Origin of the sequence: Pannonibacter sp. I15F10I1, assembly GCF_900185665.1 — a bacterium.
GTDB classification, from domain to species: domain Bacteria; phylum Pseudomonadota; class Alphaproteobacteria; order Rhizobiales; family Stappiaceae; genus Pannonibacter; species Pannonibacter indicus.
This window is the reverse complement of record NZ_FYAN01000021.1, coordinates 58,706-77,478: the sequence shown is the minus strand read 5'-3', so window position 1 is coordinate 77,478 and position 18,773 is coordinate 58,706. Positions and strand designations below refer to the sequence as shown.

Annotated in this window: 19 protein-coding genes; 7 read left to right on the top strand and 12 right to left on the bottom strand. The window is 65.4% G+C overall.

Annotation, left to right across the window (positions count from 1 at the left end):
- Window positions 1–18 precede the first annotated feature (18 nt).
- Window positions 19–1,224 (top strand): methionine gamma-lyase, encoded by a 1,206-nt coding sequence (locus tag IF10I1_RS13280; RefSeq protein ID WP_186392994.1) that lies wholly within the window; start codon window positions 19–21, stop codon window positions 1,222–1,224.
- Window positions 1,225–1,334: 110 nt separating this feature from the next.
- Here IF10I1_RS13280 and IF10I1_RS13275 read toward each other — a convergent pair whose 3' ends face one another.
- The 9 genes from IF10I1_RS13275 to IF10I1_RS13235 form a co-directional block, all read right to left on the bottom strand.
- Window positions 1,335–1,649, bottom strand: coding sequence for a type II toxin-antitoxin system RelE/ParE family toxin (locus tag IF10I1_RS13275; protein ID WP_371328527.1), 315 nt, complete (start codon window positions 1,647–1,649; stop codon window positions 1,335–1,337).
- Entirely contained in the window at window positions 1,630–1,920 is a 291-nt protein-coding gene (locus IF10I1_RS13270) for a type II toxin-antitoxin system ParD family antitoxin (RefSeq protein ID WP_050475276.1), read from the bottom strand. The genes IF10I1_RS13275 and IF10I1_RS13270 overlap by 20 nt, the downstream gene beginning before the upstream one ends.
- An 880-nt stretch (window positions 1,921–2,800) precedes the next feature.
- The gene (paaZ, locus tag IF10I1_RS13265; protein ID WP_186424534.1) at window positions 2,801–4,876 is read right to left on the bottom strand and encodes a phenylacetic acid degradation bifunctional protein PaaZ; all 2,076 of its coding nucleotides are present in this window, start codon (window positions 4,874–4,876) and stop codon (window positions 2,801–2,803) included.
- A 208-nt stretch (window positions 4,877–5,084) separates the two neighbouring features.
- Window positions 5,085–6,161, bottom strand: a complete 1,077-nt coding sequence (paaE, locus tag IF10I1_RS13260) for a 1,2-phenylacetyl-CoA epoxidase subunit PaaE (RefSeq protein ID WP_186424533.1) — start codon at window positions 6,159–6,161, stop codon at window positions 5,085–5,087.
- Window positions 6,162–6,172: 11 nt separating this feature from the next.
- The gene (gene paaD, locus IF10I1_RS13255; protein ID WP_186424532.1) at window positions 6,173–6,709 is read right to left on the bottom strand and encodes a 1,2-phenylacetyl-CoA epoxidase subunit PaaD; all 537 of its coding nucleotides are present in this window, start codon (window positions 6,707–6,709) and stop codon (window positions 6,173–6,175) included.
- A 5-nt stretch (window positions 6,710–6,714) separates the two neighbouring features.
- Window positions 6,715–7,482 carry a 1,2-phenylacetyl-CoA epoxidase subunit PaaC gene (gene paaC / locus IF10I1_RS13250; RefSeq protein WP_186414950.1) on the bottom strand — a complete coding sequence of 256 codons (768 nt, stop codon included), beginning with the start codon at window positions 7,480–7,482 and terminating at the stop codon, window positions 6,715–6,717.
- Window positions 7,482–7,766, bottom strand: a complete 285-nt coding sequence (paaB, locus tag IF10I1_RS13245; RefSeq protein ID WP_019966655.1) for a 1,2-phenylacetyl-CoA epoxidase subunit PaaB — start codon at window positions 7,764–7,766, stop codon at window positions 7,482–7,484. Before paaB ends, paaC begins: the two co-directional genes overlap by 1 nt.
- A gap of 84 nt (window positions 7,767–7,850) precedes the next feature.
- Window positions 7,851–8,849 carry a 1,2-phenylacetyl-CoA epoxidase subunit PaaA gene (gene paaA / locus IF10I1_RS13240; RefSeq protein ID WP_186414949.1) on the bottom strand — a complete coding sequence of 333 codons (999 nt, stop codon included), beginning with the start codon at window positions 8,847–8,849 and terminating at the stop codon, window positions 7,851–7,853.
- 913 nt (window positions 8,850–9,762) lie between these two features.
- The gene (locus tag IF10I1_RS13235; protein ID WP_208977148.1) at window positions 9,763–10,611 is read right to left on the bottom strand and encodes a PaaX family transcriptional regulator C-terminal domain-containing protein; all 849 of its coding nucleotides are present in this window, start codon (window positions 10,609–10,611) and stop codon (window positions 9,763–9,765) included.
- Window positions 10,612–10,813: 202 nt separating this feature from the next.
- On the opposite strand from IF10I1_RS13235, the gene IF10I1_RS13230 reads away from it, so the two are divergent.
- Entirely contained in the window at window positions 10,814–11,053 is a 240-nt protein-coding gene (locus tag IF10I1_RS13230; protein WP_186393000.1) for a type II toxin-antitoxin system ParD family antitoxin, read from the top strand.
- Window positions 11,054–11,176: 123 nt separating this feature from the next.
- Here the strand turns inward: IF10I1_RS13230 and IF10I1_RS13225 are convergent, their stop codons facing one another.
- From IF10I1_RS13225 to IF10I1_RS13215, 3 genes are all read right to left on the bottom strand, one after another.
- On the bottom strand, window positions 11,177–11,578 hold the full coding sequence (locus IF10I1_RS13225; RefSeq protein ID WP_186393001.1) for a type II toxin-antitoxin system VapC family toxin: 402 nt from the start codon (window positions 11,576–11,578) through the stop codon (window positions 11,177–11,179).
- Window positions 11,575–11,808, bottom strand: coding sequence for a type II toxin-antitoxin system Phd/YefM family antitoxin (locus tag IF10I1_RS13220; RefSeq protein WP_019966649.1), 234 nt, complete (start codon window positions 11,806–11,808; stop codon window positions 11,575–11,577). The genes IF10I1_RS13225 and IF10I1_RS13220 overlap by 4 nt, the downstream gene beginning before the upstream one ends.
- Window positions 11,809–11,916: 108 nt before the next feature.
- Window positions 11,917–12,915, bottom strand: a complete 999-nt coding sequence (locus tag IF10I1_RS13215; RefSeq protein ID WP_186393002.1) for a LacI family DNA-binding transcriptional regulator — start codon at window positions 12,913–12,915, stop codon at window positions 11,917–11,919.
- A 170-nt stretch (window positions 12,916–13,085) separates the two neighbouring features.
- Between IF10I1_RS13215 and IF10I1_RS13210 the strand changes: the two genes are divergently transcribed.
- The 5 genes from IF10I1_RS13210 to IF10I1_RS13190 are packed head-to-tail and all read left to right on the top strand — an operon-like array spanning window position 13,086 to window position 18,621.
- Window positions 13,086–14,162: an ABC transporter ATP-binding protein gene (locus IF10I1_RS13210; RefSeq protein WP_186393003.1), complete on the top strand. Its 1,077-nt coding sequence runs from the start codon at window positions 13,086–13,088 to the stop codon at window positions 14,160–14,162.
- A 45-nt stretch (window positions 14,163–14,207) separates the two neighbouring features.
- A complete protein-coding gene (locus tag IF10I1_RS13205; protein WP_186414948.1) occupies window positions 14,208–15,170 on the top strand; it encodes an ABC transporter substrate-binding protein in 963 nt (320 codons plus the stop codon).
- Between the two features lie 3 nt (window positions 15,171–15,173).
- Entirely contained in the window at window positions 15,174–16,901 is a 1,728-nt protein-coding gene (locus IF10I1_RS13200; protein WP_186414947.1) for an iron ABC transporter permease, read from the top strand.
- Window positions 16,889–18,022 (top strand): MBL fold metallo-hydrolase, encoded by a 1,134-nt coding sequence (locus IF10I1_RS13195; protein WP_186414946.1) that lies wholly within the window; start codon window positions 16,889–16,891, stop codon window positions 18,020–18,022. Before IF10I1_RS13200 ends, IF10I1_RS13195 begins: the two co-directional genes overlap by 13 nt.
- On the top strand, window positions 18,019–18,621 hold the full coding sequence (locus IF10I1_RS13190) for a dual specificity protein phosphatase (protein ID WP_208994277.1): 603 nt from the start codon (window positions 18,019–18,021) through the stop codon (window positions 18,619–18,621). Before IF10I1_RS13195 ends, IF10I1_RS13190 begins: the two co-directional genes overlap by 4 nt.
- The last annotated feature ends 152 nt before the right edge of the window (window positions 18,622–18,773 follow it).

Genomic DNA, 18,773 nt, shown 5'->3' with positions numbered 1-18,773 from the left:
GATCTGGAGGAGCAGCCCATGACCCTGAAGTCCAACGCCGGCTTTGCAACACGCGCCATCCATCACGGCTATGACCCGATGGAGAACGAGGGTGCGCTGACGCCGCCGATGCACCTCACCTCCACCTTCGCCTTTGACAGCGCCGAACAGGGCGCGGCGATCTTTGCCGGCCGCGAGGGCGGCTATTTCTACTCGCGCATTTCCAACCCGACGCTGGATCTCCTGGAGCGGCGCTGCGCCGTGCTCGAGGGGGCGGAGGCCGGGCTGGCGCTGGCCTCGGGCATGGGTGCGATCACCTCGGTGCTCTGGACCTTCCTGCAACCGGGTGATGAGGTCATCACCGACAAGACGCTCTACGGCTGCACCTTCGCCTTCCTGCGCCACGGCCTCGCCCGCTTCGGCATCACGATCACCCATGTTGACCTAACGGCCCCGGCCGATCTGGAAGCCGCGATCAGCAGCAAGACGAAGATCGTCTATTTCGAAACGCCGGCTAACCCGAACATGCGGCTGGTCGATATTGCTGCCATCTCCGCGATTGCCCGCAAGGCCGGTGCGCGCACCGTGGTCGACAACACCTACGCGACCCCGGTCCTGACCCGCCCGGTCGAGCTGGGAGCCGATATCGTCGTGCATTCGGCAACCAAGTACATGGGCGGCCATGGCGATCTGGTCGGCGGCATTGCGGTGGGTCCGGGCGCGGACATCCAGCAGATCCGTCTGGTCGGGATGAAGGACATGACAGGAGCCGTGATGGCGCCGTTCAATGCCCATCTGGTGCTCAGGGGCCTGAAGACGATGAAGCTGCGCATGGAGCGCCACTGCGCCTCCGCGATGGAGGTTGCCCGCTTCCTCGAGGCCCATCCCTCAGTGGCCAAGGTATACTATCCGGGCCTGGAAAGCTTCGCCCAGCATGATCTCGCCCGCCGTCAGATGCCGGGCTTCGGCGGCATGATCGCCTTTGAACTGAAGGGCGGCTTTGAGGCCGGGGCCACGCTGATGAACCGCCTGATGATGATCCGGCGTGCCGTGTCGCTCGGCGACTGCGAAAGCCTGATCCAGCACCCGGCCTCGATGACCCATTCCACCTACACGCCGGAAGAGCGGGCCGCGCACGGCATCTCCGAAGGTCTGATCCGCCTGTCCGTGGGCCTTGAAGAAACCGCCGATATCATTGGCGATCTGGACGGCTCGCTGAACCGTTCCGGCGCAGCGGCAGCCTGATCCTGCCTGGGCGGTGGCAGCGAGAAGCTGCCGCCTGCGGCCTGCCGGGTCCTCGCACGCACGCCGGGCCGTGGACCTGAATGAGACCTGAGCAAATGTGCTCTGGCGCCTTATTCCCTCAGCAAGCTCTCGTAGTCACGGCCACCATAAAAGACATTGGTGATCTCGACCGTGCCGTCCTTGATCACATATGCGATGACCGCCCGCTTCTCGAAGGGAACCGTGCGCAGTCCGGGCAGCAGATCATCTCTCGGCCGTCCGCCGGACGGAACATCGCCTATGCGCAGACAAGCCTGCACCAGCCGGGAGGTAAAACGCTGCGCTGTCTCAGGGTCGAGGCTGACCTCATAAACCCAGCGGTACACATCCTGAATATCGCTGATGGCGGCTTCCCGGAAGGTGACCTCAACGGCCTTCACCGCCATGCCCTTTCACCGTTTCCGCGTGAAGGGCTTGCAGGCGCGTCATGACTTCATCCGCGCTGACGGAGGGCCGGGGATCATCGGCAGAGGCCTTCACCCGCTGGCGGATGGCGGCCATGCGTTCGGCATGCTCCTGACGCTCGCGCTGCCAGATACGCACTGCATCCCGAAGCGCCTCACTTGTCGACGCATATTCGCCTGAAGCGACACTGGCACGGATGACCTGCATCATCTCGGGCGTCATTGTCACGCTGATCTTCTCGGCATTCTGCATGGCGGATCTCCTTGCCTTCTGGAAAAGTAGCATAATATCCCACCAGACGGCAAGAAAGTTCCTTTTTTGTTCTGAATTTGCCTCGATGGCGCTGCAAAGCCTCACACCCTCTCCGCGGTCACCCCGGGCGGAGCGAAGCGCAGACCCGGGGCCCACTCATTTGCAGAGCGGTGAAAAGGCCACGGAAGGTACATGAGACAGGCTTCGTCTCATCTGCGGTGGTATCCGGCATCTCTCTACGAGCGAGTGGGCCCCGAGTCCTCACTGTGTTCGGCCCGGGGTGACCCAGTGCCTGATGCAGGGCTGAGCGCACTCTCCGCGCCGTCCCGGCCCCAAATCCCAAACTGTGCCGGGACGGCGCGGTGGGTGGGGAGCTTACTGCAATCCATAACGGCGGCAGGCTGAGGTGAAGTGGCGTCGAAAGGAGCTACGCTTTTCAAGCCGTCCCGGCCTTGTGCGGGGACCTGTCAGGGGCGCGCAGCTCTCTCCGCCGTCACCCCGGGCGGAGCGAAGCGAAGACCCGGGGACCACTCGCTTGCAGAGCGGTGAAAAGGCAACGGAAGGCACATGAGACACACTTCGTGTCATCTGCGGTGGTGTTCGGCATCTCTCTGGGAGCGAGTAGGCCCCGGCTCGCGCTGCGCTTGGCCGGGGTGACTCAGTGCCTGATGCTGGGCCGAGCGCACTCTCTCGCCGCCCCGGCCCCAAATCCCAAACTGTGCCGGGGCCTGTCAGGCGGGCACTGCCTTCCGGCATCAGACGCTTTCGTTCGGCAATAGCCGCAAAAAACAGCCGCGCCGCGCCCCTTACAGGTCCCCGCACAAGGCGGGGACGGCACGGGGGTGGGGAAGCGCCGATGGAGGCCACGGGCGCCTCCCCCCTACTCCGCCGCCTTCACCGCCTCCGCCACCGGCGGCCATGTCTTGGCGACCATGGTGAGCACGTCATATTGCGCCACGACCTCTCCCGACTGATTGGTGACCTGGCAGTCCCAGCGCACTTCGCCGTGTTCGGCATTGGCGCGGGGGTTGATTTCCTTGCAGGTCAGGCGCACCTGCAGCGTGTCGCCGAAATAGACCGGCGTCAGGAAGCGCAGGTTGTCGACGCCGTAATTGGCCAGCACCGGGCCCGGTGCCGGATCGACGAACAGCCCGGCGGCGAAGGAGGCGATGAGGTAGCCGTGGGCGACGCGGTCGTCAAAGAAGGGGTTAGCCCTGGCCGCTTCGCTGTCCATGTGGGCATAGAAAGTATCGCCGGTGAAATGGGCGAAATGCTCCACATCCTCCTGCGTTACTTCACGGGCGGCGGTGACGATCTGGTCACCGATGGCAAGCTCTGCAAGGGACTTGCGGAAGGGATGCACGCCCTGCTTTGCATCCGCGCCCTCGATCCAGCGGCCCGTGACGGCGGAGAGCAGCCGGGGCGCGCCTTGCACGGCCGTGCGCTGCATGTAGTGCTTCACGCCGCGCATACCGCCCATTTCCTCGCCGCCGCCTGCCCGGCCCGGCCCGCCATGCACCAGCGGCGCCAGCGGCGAGCCATGACCGGTGGAGGACTTGGCGGAAGCGCGATTGCCGATCAGAACACGGCCATGGAAGGGCGCGAGGCCCAGCACCATCTCTTCGGCCACATGCGGATCATCGGTGAAGACCGAGGACACCAGCGAGCCCTTGCCCATCTGGGCCAGCTCGACGGCTTCTTCCAGATCATCATAGGGCATGACGGTGGACACCGGGCCGAAGGCCTCCACATCATGCACGGCGCCGGCCTCGAAGGGCCTCGCGCAATACATCAGCACCGGGTTGAGGAAGGCACCGGCCTCCGCATCGCCCGAGGCAAGGCGCACGTCATCCGGGTTGCCCGCAACGATTTCCGCATCGGCCTTCAGTTCGGCGATGCGCTCGCGCACCTCCTGCCGCTGGTCGAGGCTGGCGAGCGCGCCCATGCGCGTTGCCTCCTCGCCCGGCAGGCCCGGCAGCGTTTTCGCAAGGCGCTCGCGCAGGGCGTCAATCAGCGGCTCCACATGGGCACGCGGGGCCATGACGCGGCGGATGGCGGTGCATTTCTGCCCGGCCTTGGCGGTCATCTCGCGGGCCACTTCCTTGACGAAGAGGTCAAACTCCGGCGTGCCCGGCGCAGCATCAGGGCCGAGGATCGCCGCATTGAGGCTGTCGGCCTCCATGGTGAAGCGCACTGCATTGGCCACCACGGCCGGATGCGCCTTGAGCTTGCGGCCCGTTGCGGCGGAGCCGGTGAAGGTCACCGCGTCCTGCCCGGTCACATGGTCGAGAAGATCGCCGACGCTGCCGCAGATCAGCTGCAGCGCGCCCTCCGGCAGAATGCCCGAGGCGATGATCTGGCGCACGCACAACTCGGTCAGATAGGCGGTCTGGCTCGCCGGCTTGACGATGCAGGGCACGCCCGCCAGCAGGGTGGGCGCGATCTTTTCCAGCATGCCCCAGACGGGGAAGTTGAAGGCGTTGATGTGCACGGCGACACCGCGCAGCGGCGTCAGGATGTGCTGGGCGCTGAAGCTGTTGTCGCGGGACAGGGGTTCCACATCGCCATCGGTCAGGACGCGGGTGTTGGGCAGCTCGCGCCGGCCCTTGGAGGCAAAGGTCAGCATGGTGCCGATGCCACCCTCAATGTCGATCCAGCCATCGGCGCGGGTCGCGCCCGTGTGCAGGCTCTCCGTATAAAGCTCTTCCTTCTGCTCCATCAGATAGAGGCCAAGCGCCTTCAGCATCGCCGCCCGATCGTGGAAGGACATGGCGCGCAGCTTTGCCCCGCCGGTCCTCCGCCCGTAGTCGAGCGCGGCGGCAAAGTCGAGGCCAGTGGCATCCACCTCAGCCACCGGCGCTCCGGTGGCCGCATCACGCAGCAGCTGGCCCTCGCCGGTTCCGGCAATCCAGCGTCCGCAAACATGGCTTTCAAGACGGCGCGGGGCGGCAGTCATGGGCATTTCCTTCTTTCAATAATCCTGCCCGCCAGAGGCGGGTTAAGGGTGATGACAAAGCAGGAACTCTTCTCTTTCGTCATGGCCGGGCTTGTCCCGGCCATCTGCAAGCCATTGATTTGGTTAGATCCTCGGCACAAGGCCGAGGATGACGGCGGAGAGGTCGCAGGTTGTCAAAAGTCTTGTCATTCCAAGGTTCCGGGTGGCTTCATTCGTCGTAGGTCACCACCACCTTGTCCGTCAGCGGGCGGGCCTGGCAGGAGAGCGCATAACCGGCGCGCACTTCGTAATCCTCCAGTGCGTGGTTGATGGCCATTTCCACCTCGCCTTCCAGCACCTTGCAGCGGCAGGTGGAACAGACACCCGCCCGGCAGGAATAAGGTGCGTCCAGGCTGGCAGCGAGCGCGGCCTCCAGAATGGTCTCACCATCGCGGCCCATCTCGAAGCTGCGGGTCAGGCCGTCGAGCGTCACCGAGGCCTGCGTGCCCGTGCCCGGCGCAACGGCGTCGCGGGAGACGGCGGGCGCCTTCGCCCGGCCTGGCTGGCCGGAGGCAAACAGCTCGAAGCGGATCTGGCTGTCATCCAGCCCATGCTCGCGCAGGCTCGCGGCGATGGTCAGCATCATCGGCTCCGGCCCGCAGATGAAGGCCGTGTCCACGGCGCTGGCGTCGATCCAGTGGGTGAAGAGCGCATTCATCTTTTCCGCGTCGATCCGCCCGGTGAAGAGGTCGATCTCCTGCCCCTCCTGCTCCAGCACGTGGATGACGGAGAAGCGCCCGAGATAAAGGTTCTTCAGGTCCTCCAGCTCCTCGCGGAACATGATGGAGCTGATCTGCCGGTTGGCATAGACGAGGGTGAACTTCGAGCGCGGCTCGCGGGCCAGCACCGTCTTGATGATCGACAGCACCGGCGTGATGCCCGAGCCCCCGGCAAAGCCGAGATACTGGCGGCCCGCCTCCGGGTCGAGCGGCGTGAAGAAGCGGCCCATGGGCGGCATGGCTTCCAGCACGTCGCCGGGGTGCAGCGCCTCGTTGGCCCAGGTGGAAAAGGCCCCGCCATCCACCCGCTTGATGCCCACCTTCAGCACGCCCTCATCAAGGCCAGCGCAGATGGAATAGCTGCGGCGCAGCTCCTCGCCGTCAAAATCGCGGCGGAAGGTCAGATACTGGCCTTGCGTGAAGCCGAAAAGCGGAAGGTCCTCCTCACGCGGGGCAAGGGTGACGACCACCGCATCGCGGGTTTCGCGGCGCACACCGGTGACGGTCAGCGGATGAAAACGGGCCATGGCTTGCGTCCTCAGATGCACTTGAAATAGTCGAAGGGTTCAAGACAGTCCGTGCAGCGGTAGCTGGCCTTGCAGGGGGTCGAGCCGAACTGGCTGACCTTCTGCGTGGCTGCCGAGCCGCAGCGCGGACAGGTGATCGCAAGGTTGCTGCCGGAGACGAGCCGCGCCACGCGGCCCGCGATCTGCTCAGCAACACGGCCATCGGGTGCCGTGCCGTCGATGGGCGGGGCGATGCCATACTGGCGCAGCTTTTCGCGCCCCTCCGGCGTCAGCCAGTCCGTCGTCCAGGGCGGCGACAGGCGCCGCTCCAGCCGCAGATCGGCAATGCCCTTTGCCCGCAGCGCCGCCTCGATGTCGAGGTTGATGATGCTGGTTGCCGGGCAGCCGGAATAGGTGGGCGTCACCGTCACCACCAGCGTTTCATCCTGCCAGGCCACATCCCGGATGATGCCGAGATCGGTGAGGCTGATCACCGGAATTTCCGGGTCCGGCACTTCGGCGAGCCAGGACCAGACTTCCGCCACATCGGGATGACGCACGCTGGCCATGGCACTCACCACGTTGCGCCGGGATAGGCGCGCTGGAGGAACTGCATTTCGGCCAGGATATAGCCCAGATGCTCGGTGTGGGTGCCGCGCTTGCCGCCCCTGTGCTGCCAGGCCTCGCCCGGATGGGCAAGCCCTGCTTCTGCCAGCACCGCGCCCACCGTTGCATCCCAGCCCGCCTTGAGGCTGGAGGGCAGCGGCACAGTGCCGGAAGCGGCCAGCGCTGCATCCGTCTCGTCATCCATGAACATCTCGCCGGTATAGGCCCACAGCGCCTTCAGCGCCCTGGCCATGCGGGCGTGGCTTTCTTCCGTGCCATCACCAAGGGCGATCACCAGCGCGGCGGAACGGTCGAGGTGATAGGCCGCTTCCTTGGCAGCTTTCGCCGCAATCTCCGCCACACGCGGCTCACTGGAGCCCTTCAGCGCCTCCAGCAGCTCCACATGGAAGGCATCGAACAGGAACTGGCGCATCATCGTGTGGCCGAAATCGCCGTTCGGGCGCTCCACCAGCAGCAGATTGCGGAAGGCGCCGGCATCGCGCAGATAGGCGAGCGCATCGGCACTGCGGCCCTTGCCCTCCACCTCGCCCGCCAGCCCCAGCCACAGCTGGCATTGGCCGATGAGATCCAGCGCCTGATTGGCAAGCGCGATATCCTCTTCCAGCGCAGGCCCGTGGCCGCACCATTCGGACACCCGGTGCCCGAGGATCAGCGCGTTGTCGCCCATGCGCAGCAGCCACTCGCACAGGGCCGCCTGATGTGTCGCGCTGGCCATCACATGTGCCCCACTTCTTCGGGAATGTCGTAGAAGCTCGGGTGGCGGTAGACCTTGCTGTTCGACGGCTCGAACAGCGGCCCCTTTTCCGAAGGCACGGAAGCGGTGATGTTTTCCGACTTCACCACCCAGATGGAGACGCCCTCATTGCGGCGCGTATAGACATCGCGCGCATGGCGGATGGCCATGTCCGCGTCCGGCGCATGCAGGCTGCCCACATGGCGGTGATTGAGGCCATGCTGGCCACGGATGAAGATTTCCCAAAGGGGCCATTCGCTGGACATGTTCCGCGTCCTCCCGCAAACACGTTGAAATCAGACTGTCTTTTGCCGGGCGCCTGAAAGCTCATGCGCCCCACCGGCCCTGACCTATTCGGCCGCAACCCGCGCCGCCGCACGGCGCGCATCCTGCTTCTTCGCATGGGCCATCAGCCCCTCGCGCACCCAGGCGCCATCTTCCCAGGCCTTGACGCGGGCGCCGAGGCGCTCCTCGTTGCAGGGGCCATTGCCGGAAATGACGGCGAAGAACTCGCTCCAGTCCGGCTCGCTGAAATCGTAGCCGCCCTTTTCCCCGTTCCACTTCAGTTCGGGATCGGGAATGGTGAGGCCAAGGTACTTTGCCTGCGGCACGGTCTGATCGACGAACTTCTGGCGCAGCTCGTCATTGGTGTTGATCTTGATCTTCCAGGCCATCGACTGGGCGGAATGCACCGAGTCCTTGTCCGAGGGGCCGAACATCATCAGCGAGGGGAACCAGAAGCGGTTCAGCGCATCCTGCGCCATCGCCTTCTGCTCCGGCGTGCCCCTGGCCATCTTCATCATGATGTCGTAGCCCTGCCGCTGGTGGAAGCTTTCTTCCTTGCAGATGCGGATCATGGCGCGGCTGTAGGGACCATAACTGGTGCGCTGAAGCGGCACCTGGTTCATGATCGCCGCCCCGTCCACCAGCCAGCCGACAGCGCCGATGTCGGCCCAGTTCAGCGTCGGATAGTTGAAGATGGAGGAATATTTCATCTTGCCCGCATGCAGCAGGTCAATCAGCTCATCGCGGGAGACACCCAGCGTCTCGGCGGCGGAATAGAGGTAGAGCCCGTGGCCCGCCTCGTCCTGCACCTTGGCCAAGAGGATCTGCTTGCGCTCCAGCGTCGGCGCGCGGGTGATCCAGTTGCCTTCGGGAAGCTGGCCGACGATCTCGCTGTGGGCGTGCTGGCCGATCTGGCGGATCAGCGTCTTGCGGTAGCCCTCCGGCATCCACTCCTTGGGCTCGATCTTCTCGCCCCGGTCGATGCGGTCCTGAAAGGCTGCCTCTTCCGGCGTCATCGCCTCACGGGCCTTGCCGCCTTCGGATGTCACAAGCTGCGCATACATGATCCGGCCTCCTCCCTCATCAAACGCCCTGCTCCGCGCTTCAATCCAGCGCCTTGCAGCCGCGTGACAGCCAGCTCACTCCTCATATCGCTGACCGATCGGTCGATTTATACGCCCAAAACCGTCACAAGAAAAGTCACTTTTTCATGATTCTTGTGATGCTTTTGGGTGCAAGGATTTTTCTGTTATGTTTCAGGTGGTTATAGAGTTTCAGAGAGAGCGGAGGCTTCTCCCATGGCAGTGTTTGCGGAGGCCACCGGGTGAGGCACCACCCCCTCTCCCTCCCCTCTTGAAGGGCCGTGTTTGCAACGGACTGCCAGTCAGGCACCAATTTCTCTCCCCCCTTGAGGGGGAGATGCCCCCGGCAGGGGGCAGAGGGGGTAACGGACGATCCGTTTAAGAGAGATCCTGCCGTATTGAAGCGCAGACATCTCCCCTCTGTCTGCTGGCGCAGACATCTTCCCCTCAAGGGGGGAGAGGGACGCTGCGGTGAGTGGCGAAAGCCTGCAGTCTGGTTACTCTGGCACAGCTTCTCAGCCCCCCTCCCCCTGGTGGGGAGGGGTAAGGGGTGGGGGGCTCAGAGCCTGCAAGAATTTGAAAGGCCGAACTTTTCCTGAAAAGGCTGGAGAGAAGAAACTGTCTGGAACCAATCGATACTCTGCCAGCCGGAAAGGCCTTCCCCCCACCCCTAACCCCTCCCCACCAGGGGGAGGGGGGCGGCAGGCGTCCTCTCGAAAAGCAAACGCCTCATTGCGGGCAGTTTCCGGACCGGATGTGTGAATCCAGTAGCCCGCGCGGAAAAGAGAAGCGCTGCGGCAACAGGAAGGCACGGCCTCTCGTTTCCCCTCCCCTCAAGGGAGAGGGGAAACGAGAGGCCGTGCCAAAATGACCAAATCGCAGGCCCTCTCCCCATTCAGACAACCACCGGAATCCGGCTGAGGCTCTCCGGTGTGCGTGCGGGCAGGAAGCCGTCCGTGCCTTCCAGATGGGAGGCCACATGCCGTTCCGTGGCCGGTGTCAGCGCCAGATAGAGCCGGCGGAACAGGCCGCGTGCCTCGCCGCCGTTCCAGTTTGCCGGGAGAGCCGCCAGCGGCAGGCGCGGGTCGCGCAGCAGCACGTGGCGGTAGGCATGCACCAGCAGCAGCCGGGCGGTCAGCGCGTCCCCATCGGCAAGACGGCAGCCGCCCTCATCCGCCACCGCCAGCAGCGGCGAAAAGCTGGCGATGAACTCCGCATAGCCCTCCTGCAGGGCCGAAAGATCCCAGAAACCGGCGAGCCTTGCCGGGTCCGCAACCTCTCCCGCATGCAGCACCAGCGCCCCCGGCGGCGGGCTCTGGCCCCGCTCCGGACGGATGAACACCGGTCCGCCCATATGCCCCAGTCGCAGGCGGCGGGCGTCGTCCGGCGTCAAATCCGGCGCATGGAGCACCTGCCAGCCCCGGCCCGGCTGATCCGGCCCGTAGAGCAGATCCGCCGCCTGCTGAAACTCCGCCCTTGCCGCCTCCGCCAGCCGGTAGTAGCTGCGCCGGCCGATGCGCTCGCCCGCCAGCCGCTCGGCCGCCACAAGGCGCGAGACAGCCGTGCGCACCAGCGATTCATTGATCCCCGCGCTTCCACAAAGCTCGATCAGCGTGCCGGTCCACAGCACGCCGCCGCGCGGCACGGCGATGTCGCCATAAACCGTGACGATAAACGCCGCCGCATTCAGCCGCATGCGGCTGACAACCTGCGCAATCTCTTCGCCTGCCCCGTTCAAACTCAAGGCCCCGTTATCCTTCACACTGCGTCAGCCCGCTCCCCTGCCCCTTGCCGGACCAAGGGACGCCCGGCAGCAGGCTTGTCAACATGATCGAGGGACAACGCCGCGTCCAGCGCGCAGGAGAACGACGGGCCACAAGGCCGGACATTGACTGTAATACTTTTTGGTATAGGCTGAGAACGCCCATTATCATGAGGAAATGGCCATGGCACGGAACACCTCCATCACCATTGGTGACCATTTCACCGCTTTCATTCAGGAGCAGGTCGGTGCGGGGCGCTATGGCTCCACGAGCGAAGTGGTCCGCGCAGGATTGCGCCTGCTGGAAGAGCATGAGGCCCGCGTCAAGGCACTGGAAGCCGCCCTCATCGCCGGAGAACAATCCGGCGAGCCGGAACCCTTCGACTTCGAGGCCTTCAAGACCCGCATGCGGTCTGGAGGTTGATGACAAAGGAGACTTGCTTCTCCTTCGTCATGGCCGGGCCTATCCCGGCCATCTGCAAGCTATTGATTTATATAGATCCTCGGCACAAGGCCGAGGATGACGGCGGAGAGGCCCAAGGCCCCCTTACCACACGCGCCCGCGCCAGCCCGGTTCTGTGTCCAGTCCATCAAATGCCGTATCTGCCGAAACAAGGACCATGCCGCGTGTGATGGCAGACGCCCCGATGAACCGGTCAAAGGGGTCACGATGCGGCCATTCGAGCGTTGCCGCCAGAAGGCAGGTTTCGGCGCAGACATCCAGCAGGCGCGCGCCCTGCTCCCCGGCGAGGCTGGGCAACAGGTGCAGGAACGGCGCCATTTCGGGCCACTTTCCAAGCCGGACCTTCTGACCGATTTCAAACAGGCTGATGGCACTGATCGATACGGTTTCTGCCGCCTCAAGCGCAGCGATGGCCGATTGCGGCAGGCGCGGGTCCGCCGTCAGCGACCATGCCCAGGCGTGTGTGTCGAGCAGCAGATGCTTCACTCACGCCCCTCCCAGAGCGCAAGCTCGTCCTCTGCCAACGGCTCGAAGAAATCTGGGCCAGCTCCCGTCAGCTTGCCCTTCAGCAGACCCGTCCTGAACGTGGTCTGGGGGATCGGCACAAGGCGCGCAACAGGGCGCTTGCCCTTGGCAATGATAACCTCTTCACCTGCCTGCGCCGCCTCGATCAGCTTCGACAGGTTGGTTTTGGCGGCATGAACGGTCACCTGCATTTCCCTGCCTCCTCGGCCAGTTTTAAAACATGACTAATTTAGCTAATATATGTCAGGCACTGGCTTCCGTCCAGTTCGGAGCCCATCGGTTTCAAAATACCCGCCCCCTCACACCGTCCCCCGCTCCACCAGACTGACCGGAATGGCCACGCGCCGGGGGCCCGCGTCCTCGTCGTCTTCGGCCAGAAGCGTCAGCACGGCGGCCACCACGTCCGGGGCGGATTGGCGGATGGTGGTGAGGTTGTGGGAGGACCAGGCCGCTTCCGGGATGTCGTCGAAGCCGATCACGGCCACATCCTGCGGCACGGATACGCCCATTTCAAACCGCGCCGTGTTGAGAAAGCCGAGCGCCGTGCGGTCGGTGGCGGCGAAGACGCCATCAATATCTGAAACTGGACCAGAACCGCGCAGCAGGCTGCGGGCGGCTTCGCAGCCAGCTTCATAGTTGCCGCGCCCGGCGACCCAGCGTTCGCAGGCAATTCCCTCTTCGTCCAGCCGCTCCAGAAAGCCTGCCGCCCGCCGCCGCTGGCTGGGCGTGTCGGCCCCGGAGCGCACCACGCAGAGCTTCCGCCGCCCTGCCGCCAGCAGGTGCTCTGCCGCCAGCCGCCCGCCCATGCGGTCGTCGGTCTCAATCGAGCCTGCCTCCACGTCTTCCATGTGGCGGTTGATGAGGATCATGCGCTGGCGGGCGCGCAGGCACTGGTCGATCAGCTCACGCGGGGGCGCGCCGGAGAGCACGATCACCGCCCGCACCCTGTACTCCAGCACCAGATTGAGCAGCGCCGTCATGTCCTGCGACGAGGCATTGAGCAGCAGCGCATGCAGGCCCTTGCCGATCAGCGCGGCGCTGAGGTCATCCAGCAGCCCGGCCACATAGGGCTCGTAAAAGCGGGCGCCGACAATCGCCACCATGCTGGAGCGGGAGGTTTGCAGGTCCTTCGCCAGCCGGTTGACCCTGTAGCCCAGCTCATCCGCCGCCCGCAGCACCTTTTCACGCACCGCCGGGGAAACATAGGCATCGGGCGTGAAAGTGCGTGAAACGGCCGAGCGCGACACCCCGGCAAGCTTCGCCACATCGGCTGCGGTCACAAAACCGGCCTTGCTCATTCACCTCTCCCCACCTGTTTGCGCACTGGCATCCCTGCCGGATTGCAACCTCTGGCCCCGTCATAAAACCGAAGCATAACACCTGTAATGTGCACACGTGTGCAGATCAAGTTTTATCTGTGGTCAGGCACATCAAATCACTGAGATTGCTCATTTTTCAGGATCGGCACGTGGCTGGAATCGAACTGACGGATATTGCCAGGAGCTATGGCGGCAAGCGCGTGGTGGACGGGGTGTCCCTGACGGTCAACGACGGGGAATTCGTCGCCATTCTCGGCCCCTCCGGCTGCGGCAAGACGACGATGCTGCGGCTGATCGCGGGCTTCGAGACGCTGGAAGCCGGCTCCATCCGCCTGGGCGGGCGCGAGGTGGCCTCCCCTGCCGCCAGCCTGCCGCCGGAAAAGCGCAACATCGGCATCGTCTTCCAGAACTACGCCCTGTGGCCGCACATGAGCGTGGAAGAGAATGTCGGCTATGCGCTGAAGGTCGCCGGTGTCAGCTCTGCGGAGCGGGCGCGCCGCTGCCGCGAGGCGCTGGCGACCGTCGGCATGGAGGCTCTTGGCACCCGCGCCCCATCGGACCTCTCTGGCGGCCAGCGCCAGCGCGTTGCCCTGGCCCGCTGCCTTGCGGCCAATCCATCCGTGATGCTGCTGGACGAGCCGCTGGCCAATCTCGATGTGCACCTGCGTGCCTCCATGGAGCGCGAGTTCCTCGACTTTCACCGCCGCACCGGCGCCAGCATGATCTACATCACCCATGACCAGTCCGAGGCCATGGCCCTTGCCAGCCGCATTGCGGTGATGGAGGCGGGCCGGGTGATGCAGTTCGGCAAGCCGCGCGAGCTGTACCGCGAGCCGCAGAACGAAATGGTCGCCCGTTTCATCGGCGGCGGCCTGATCCTGCCGGGCACGGATGCCACGCCTTCGGGCCGCGCAGGCCATGCCATGGTGGATATTTTCGGCCACCGGCACGAGGTGCGCGCCCGCTCCGGCCAGCAGCAGCAGGCGAAGGCCAGCATCTGCGTGCATCCGGGCGAACTGGCAATTGCCGCCGGTTCTGAAGGCGGTTTTGCCGCCACCATCACCCAGGTGATCTTCCGCGGCTCCCACACACAGGTGGATTTCCACCCCCACGCCATGCCGGACCTTCAGCTGACGCTGCAGGCTCCCGGTGACTTCGCGCTGCCGTCCGGCAGCGTCATCCATGTCCGGGCCGAAGACGGCTGGATCATTCCGGATGCGGGCTGACATGCCCCGCCGGCTTTCTACCCTCAAAGACGACAGGATCTGACCATGCGCCTTCTTTCTGCACTTGCTCTCATGCTGATGGCCGGCACGGCTCACGCCGGAACGCTGGTGCTCTACACCTCCCAGTCGCCGGAAATTGCCCAGCAGACGGTTGACGCCTTCAAGGCGAAGAACCCGGGCATCGAGGTGGAATGGACCCGCAACGGCACCAGCCAGCTGATGAACGTGCTGCGCGCCGAAATCACCGCAGGCGACGTGAAGCCGGACGTGCTGCTGGTGGCCGACACCATCAACCTGGGCCAGCTCAAGGCCGAAGGCCTGCTGATGGCCTATCCGGAAGCCAAGGTGGAAGGCTATGACGCCAGCACCTATGACAAGGACAAGATGTTCTTCGGCACGAAGATCATGTCCACCGGCATTGCCTACAACACCCAGAATGCCAAGCCCGTCGAGACCTGGGCAGAGCTGCTGAGCGAAGACAACAAGGGCCAGATCGCCGTGCCGAGCCCGCTCTATTCGGGTGCTGCGCTCAACCACATGCACAGCGTCGTCAACGTGCCGGGCATCGGCTGGGAGTTCTATGAAGGCCTCGCCAAGCTCGGCATCGCCCCGGAAGGCGGCAACGGCCCGGCCCTCAAGGCAGTCGCCGGCGGCATGGCCAAATACGCCATCGTCGTCGATGCGGACGTGATCCGCGCCAAGGCCAGCGGCTCGCCGGTGGACTTCATCTTCCCGAAGGATGGCGTCTCCTTCATCACCGAACCGGCGGCGATCATGTCCACGGCCAAGAATGTGGATGCCGCCAAGGCTTTCGTCGATTTCCTGCTGTCGAAGGAAGGCCAGGAGCTGGTGGTGTCGCAGGGCAACCTGCCGCTTGACGCCGCCCTCACCCCGCCGGCCGGCTTCCCCAAGCTGGACACCATCAAGCTGCTGCCGGTGGATGCGGACAAGGCCGTCGAGACCGACGCTGCCGCCCGCGCCAAGTTCACCGAGATCTTCGGCGGCTGAGGCATGTCCGATATCACCCTGTCCGCATCGGGGGGGCGCCGTCTGGCGCTCCCCTTGCGCACCGACTGGCTGGTCCTTGGCGGGCTGGCCATTCTCGTCGGGCTGCTTTCCTTCGCCCCCCTCGCCCGCCTCGCCATGGCCGGTCTTGCGCCGGACGGGGTGATCGATCTTGACCGCCTGTCCTCGCTCTATCTCAAGGGCCGGGTGATCACGGCGGCGCTCAATTCGCTGCAGGTCGCGGTTCTGTCCTCGGTGATCGCGGTTGCCATCGGCACGCTCGCGGCCATCCTCACCGTGCACACCAACATGCGCGGCAAGACGGCCTGGATCTTCTGCTTCGTGCTGCCACTGATGATCCCGCCGCAGGTCACCGCCCTTGCCTGGGTGCAGGCCTTCTCGCCATCGAGCCCGCTGCTGGGCGCGCTTGGCCTTGCCCTGCCTGCAGGCGTCAGGCACCCGATGTTTTCCGCCACCGGCATCATCCTGCTGCTGGGGCTTTACAATGCGCCGCTGGTGTTCCTCGCCGTGCGCGCCACCTTGCGCCGCATTCCGCAGAACCTGGCGGAGGCTGCCCGCGCTGCCGGGGCCGGAAACCGGCGCATGCTCTTCACCATCCTCCTGCCGCTTGCCCGCTCCGGCATCATGGCAGGTGCCGCGCTCGCCTTCGTCTCGGCCATCGGCAATTTCGGCATTCAGGCGATGCTGGGCATCCCGGCCCGTTTCCCGACGCTGATCACCCTCATCTATCAGCAGCTCAACAGCTACGGCCCCTCGGCTCTGTCCGATATGGCCGCGCTCGCCCTGCTGCTTTCCGCCCTCACCGTGGCCGGCCTCGGCCTTGCCGGATGGATGGCCCGGCGCGGGGATCTCAGGGTCGATGGCCTCGGCCAGCCGGTCACATTCTCGCTCGGCAGGGGCCGCATTCTGGCGGAGGCCGGGGCGTGGGTCTTCCTCGTCCTCACCCTGCTGCTGCCGCTTTCGGCTCTTGTCACAACGTCGCTGGTCAGCGGCTTCGGGCAAGAGCTGACATTCGCCAGCCTGACGCTGAAGAACTACGCCAACGCGCTGGTGCATCATGCCTCGATCCGGCAAGCGTTTCTCACCAGCTTCGGCCTGACGCTGACCGCCACCCTGCTGCTGGTGGTGATGGCGGTGTTCCTCGCCTATTTCCTCAGCTGGCACAAAGGCCCTGTCGTGCGGCTGGTGCAGTTGGCGGCGGAGCTTGCCTATGCGCTGCCGGGCATCGTGCTGGGCGTCGCCATGATCCTCTTCTTCCTGAAGCCGCTCCCCTTCATCAACGTCAGCATCTATGGCACGGTCTGGATCATTCTCGCCGCCTATCTCTCCAACTTCCTCGCCCTCGCCCTGCGGCCCGTGCTGGGCGGCTTTGCCCAGATCGAGCGGTCGCTGGAAGAGGCGGGGCGTGTGGCAGGTGCCGGGTTCCTCGCCCGGATGAAGGACATCATCCTGCCCATGCTGGCCCCTTCCGCCATTGCCGGCGGCATCATCGTCTTCATGACGGCGCTGAACGAGATCCAGGTCTCCATCCTGCTCGTCTCCTCCAGCGCCCGCACCATCGGCCCGATGATCGTCTTCCTTGAGGAAGGCGGCGCTTCAACGCTGGCAGCCGCCGTCGGCTGCCTCATGGTGGTGGCCGTGCTGCTGCTCATGGGCACCGCCTCGCTGTTCTCCTCCCGCCTGCCCAAGGGGGCCCTGCCTTGGCAGAACTGAAGATCATCAGCGGCGCGGGCGGCAAGCTGCCCGCAGCCTTTCTGCTGGAAACCTGCGGCCGCCGCATTCTCTTTGACCTTGGCGAGGGGCCGGAGCCGGGCGTCCTGCCGGATGTGAGCCGTGTTGGCCCTGTGGATGCCCTGTGCCTCTCCCATGCCCATCAGGACCATGCAGGGGCCCTGCAGTTGCGGGCAAGGCTGGGGCGTCCGCCCGTCTATGCCACGGCGGAAACCTTCGCGCAGATCCCGGAGACGGTGCTGCCGCAGGCCGCGCGCCATCTGCTGCCGCTCTCCGGACCGGCGGAAGTGGCAGGGCTGACCCTCACCACCGGCCGCAGCGGCCATGCGCCGGGCGGCATCTGGCTGCATGTGGCGGCGGACTGCGGCTTTCTCTACATGGGCGACTGGACGCCGGAGTCCGGCCTTCTCGCCTTTGACCCGCCGCCCCGCGCCGCCTGCCTCGTCACCGACGCTTCCTATGGCGACCGGGACACCAGCCTTGCGGACCAGATCAGCCTGATGGCAGAGGCGGTGCGCGGTGGCGCGGTGCTGCCCGTGCCTTCCGCCGGGCGCGGCCCGGAAGTGGTGCTGGCACTGGCCCGTGAGGGGTTGAAGCCCCGCGCCTGCCCGGTGGTTCTGGCCGAAATGATGGCCCTTGCCCGGACACCCTCGCGCATCTGCCACCCCGGCACGCGGGAAGAGCTGGCTGCGCTTCTCGCCAGCGCCGGGCGCAGCGGGGCGTATCAGCCCAAAGATGTGATCGTCAGCACTGAGGCCAATGCGGAATCCGGCCTTGCCGCCAGCCTGCTGGCGCGGGCGGGTGAGGGCTTCCGTTTCGTCTTTTCCAGCCACGTGCCCCCGGGCACGCCTGCGGCAGAGCTGCTGGCACAAGGACAGGCCGAATGGCTTGGCTGGAATGTGCATCCCCGCCTGCGTGACACGCTCTGGCTTGCGGACCACACCCGCGCCTGCCATGTGGTGCCTGCCTTTGCCGCGCCCGAAGCCATGCCGAAACTCACTGCCGCCCTCGGCAAGCGGCTGCACACTGGCCGCAGCCTTGTCTTCGGGCCGGAACTTGACCTGCAATTGGGACCGGTGCAGCCGGTCAGGAGATGGATATGACCCGCATGCCCCCCGCCAGCGCCCTTCTGCCCGAAGAAGAAGAGGACCGCCTGCCGGTGCTGTGTGAAGTGATGAGCGGCCTCGGCCCCCACGGCGCCAGCCTGTTCATCGGCAACAAGGTGGCGGCGGATGATCCGGCGCTTCTGCTGGACGAAGGCGTCACTTCCACCATGAACCTTGCTGTCAATGTGGAGATGGCACCGCTGACCCTTTCCGATGGCACCACCATCCGCCGCACCCACATCGGCCTCATCGACGGGCCGGGCAACGCGCCGCATCACCTGCTGGCGGGCGTCATGGCGCTGCATGGCATGCTGACGCAGGACAGCCCCGGCAAACCGCATTACCCGCCCCACCGGCACGGCCATGTGCTGGTCCACTGCCGCGGCGGGCGCAGCCGCTCGGCCACCGTCATCGCGCTCTATCTGCACCTCGCCCTGCCGGAGCGGTTCCCGGATTTCGATACTGCGATCAACCACGTGCGCCAGGTGCGCGGGCTCAGGGACAACCAGCCGCAACCCGCCATGCTCACCCTCGCCCGCGACGCCCTCACCCACCTCTCCACCGGACTTCGCATCTTCGCACCTGCGAAGTTTTGAGGGTGGGGTGCTGAAGCAAAGCGCTTCTTCCCCCTTGCGCGGGGGGTGTTTATTCCGGACTGCCAGTCAGGCTTCAACTCCTCTCCCCCCTTGAGGGGGAGATACCCCCGTCAGGGGGTAGAGGGGGGTATGCAGCCTGTCCGGTTGCAAGA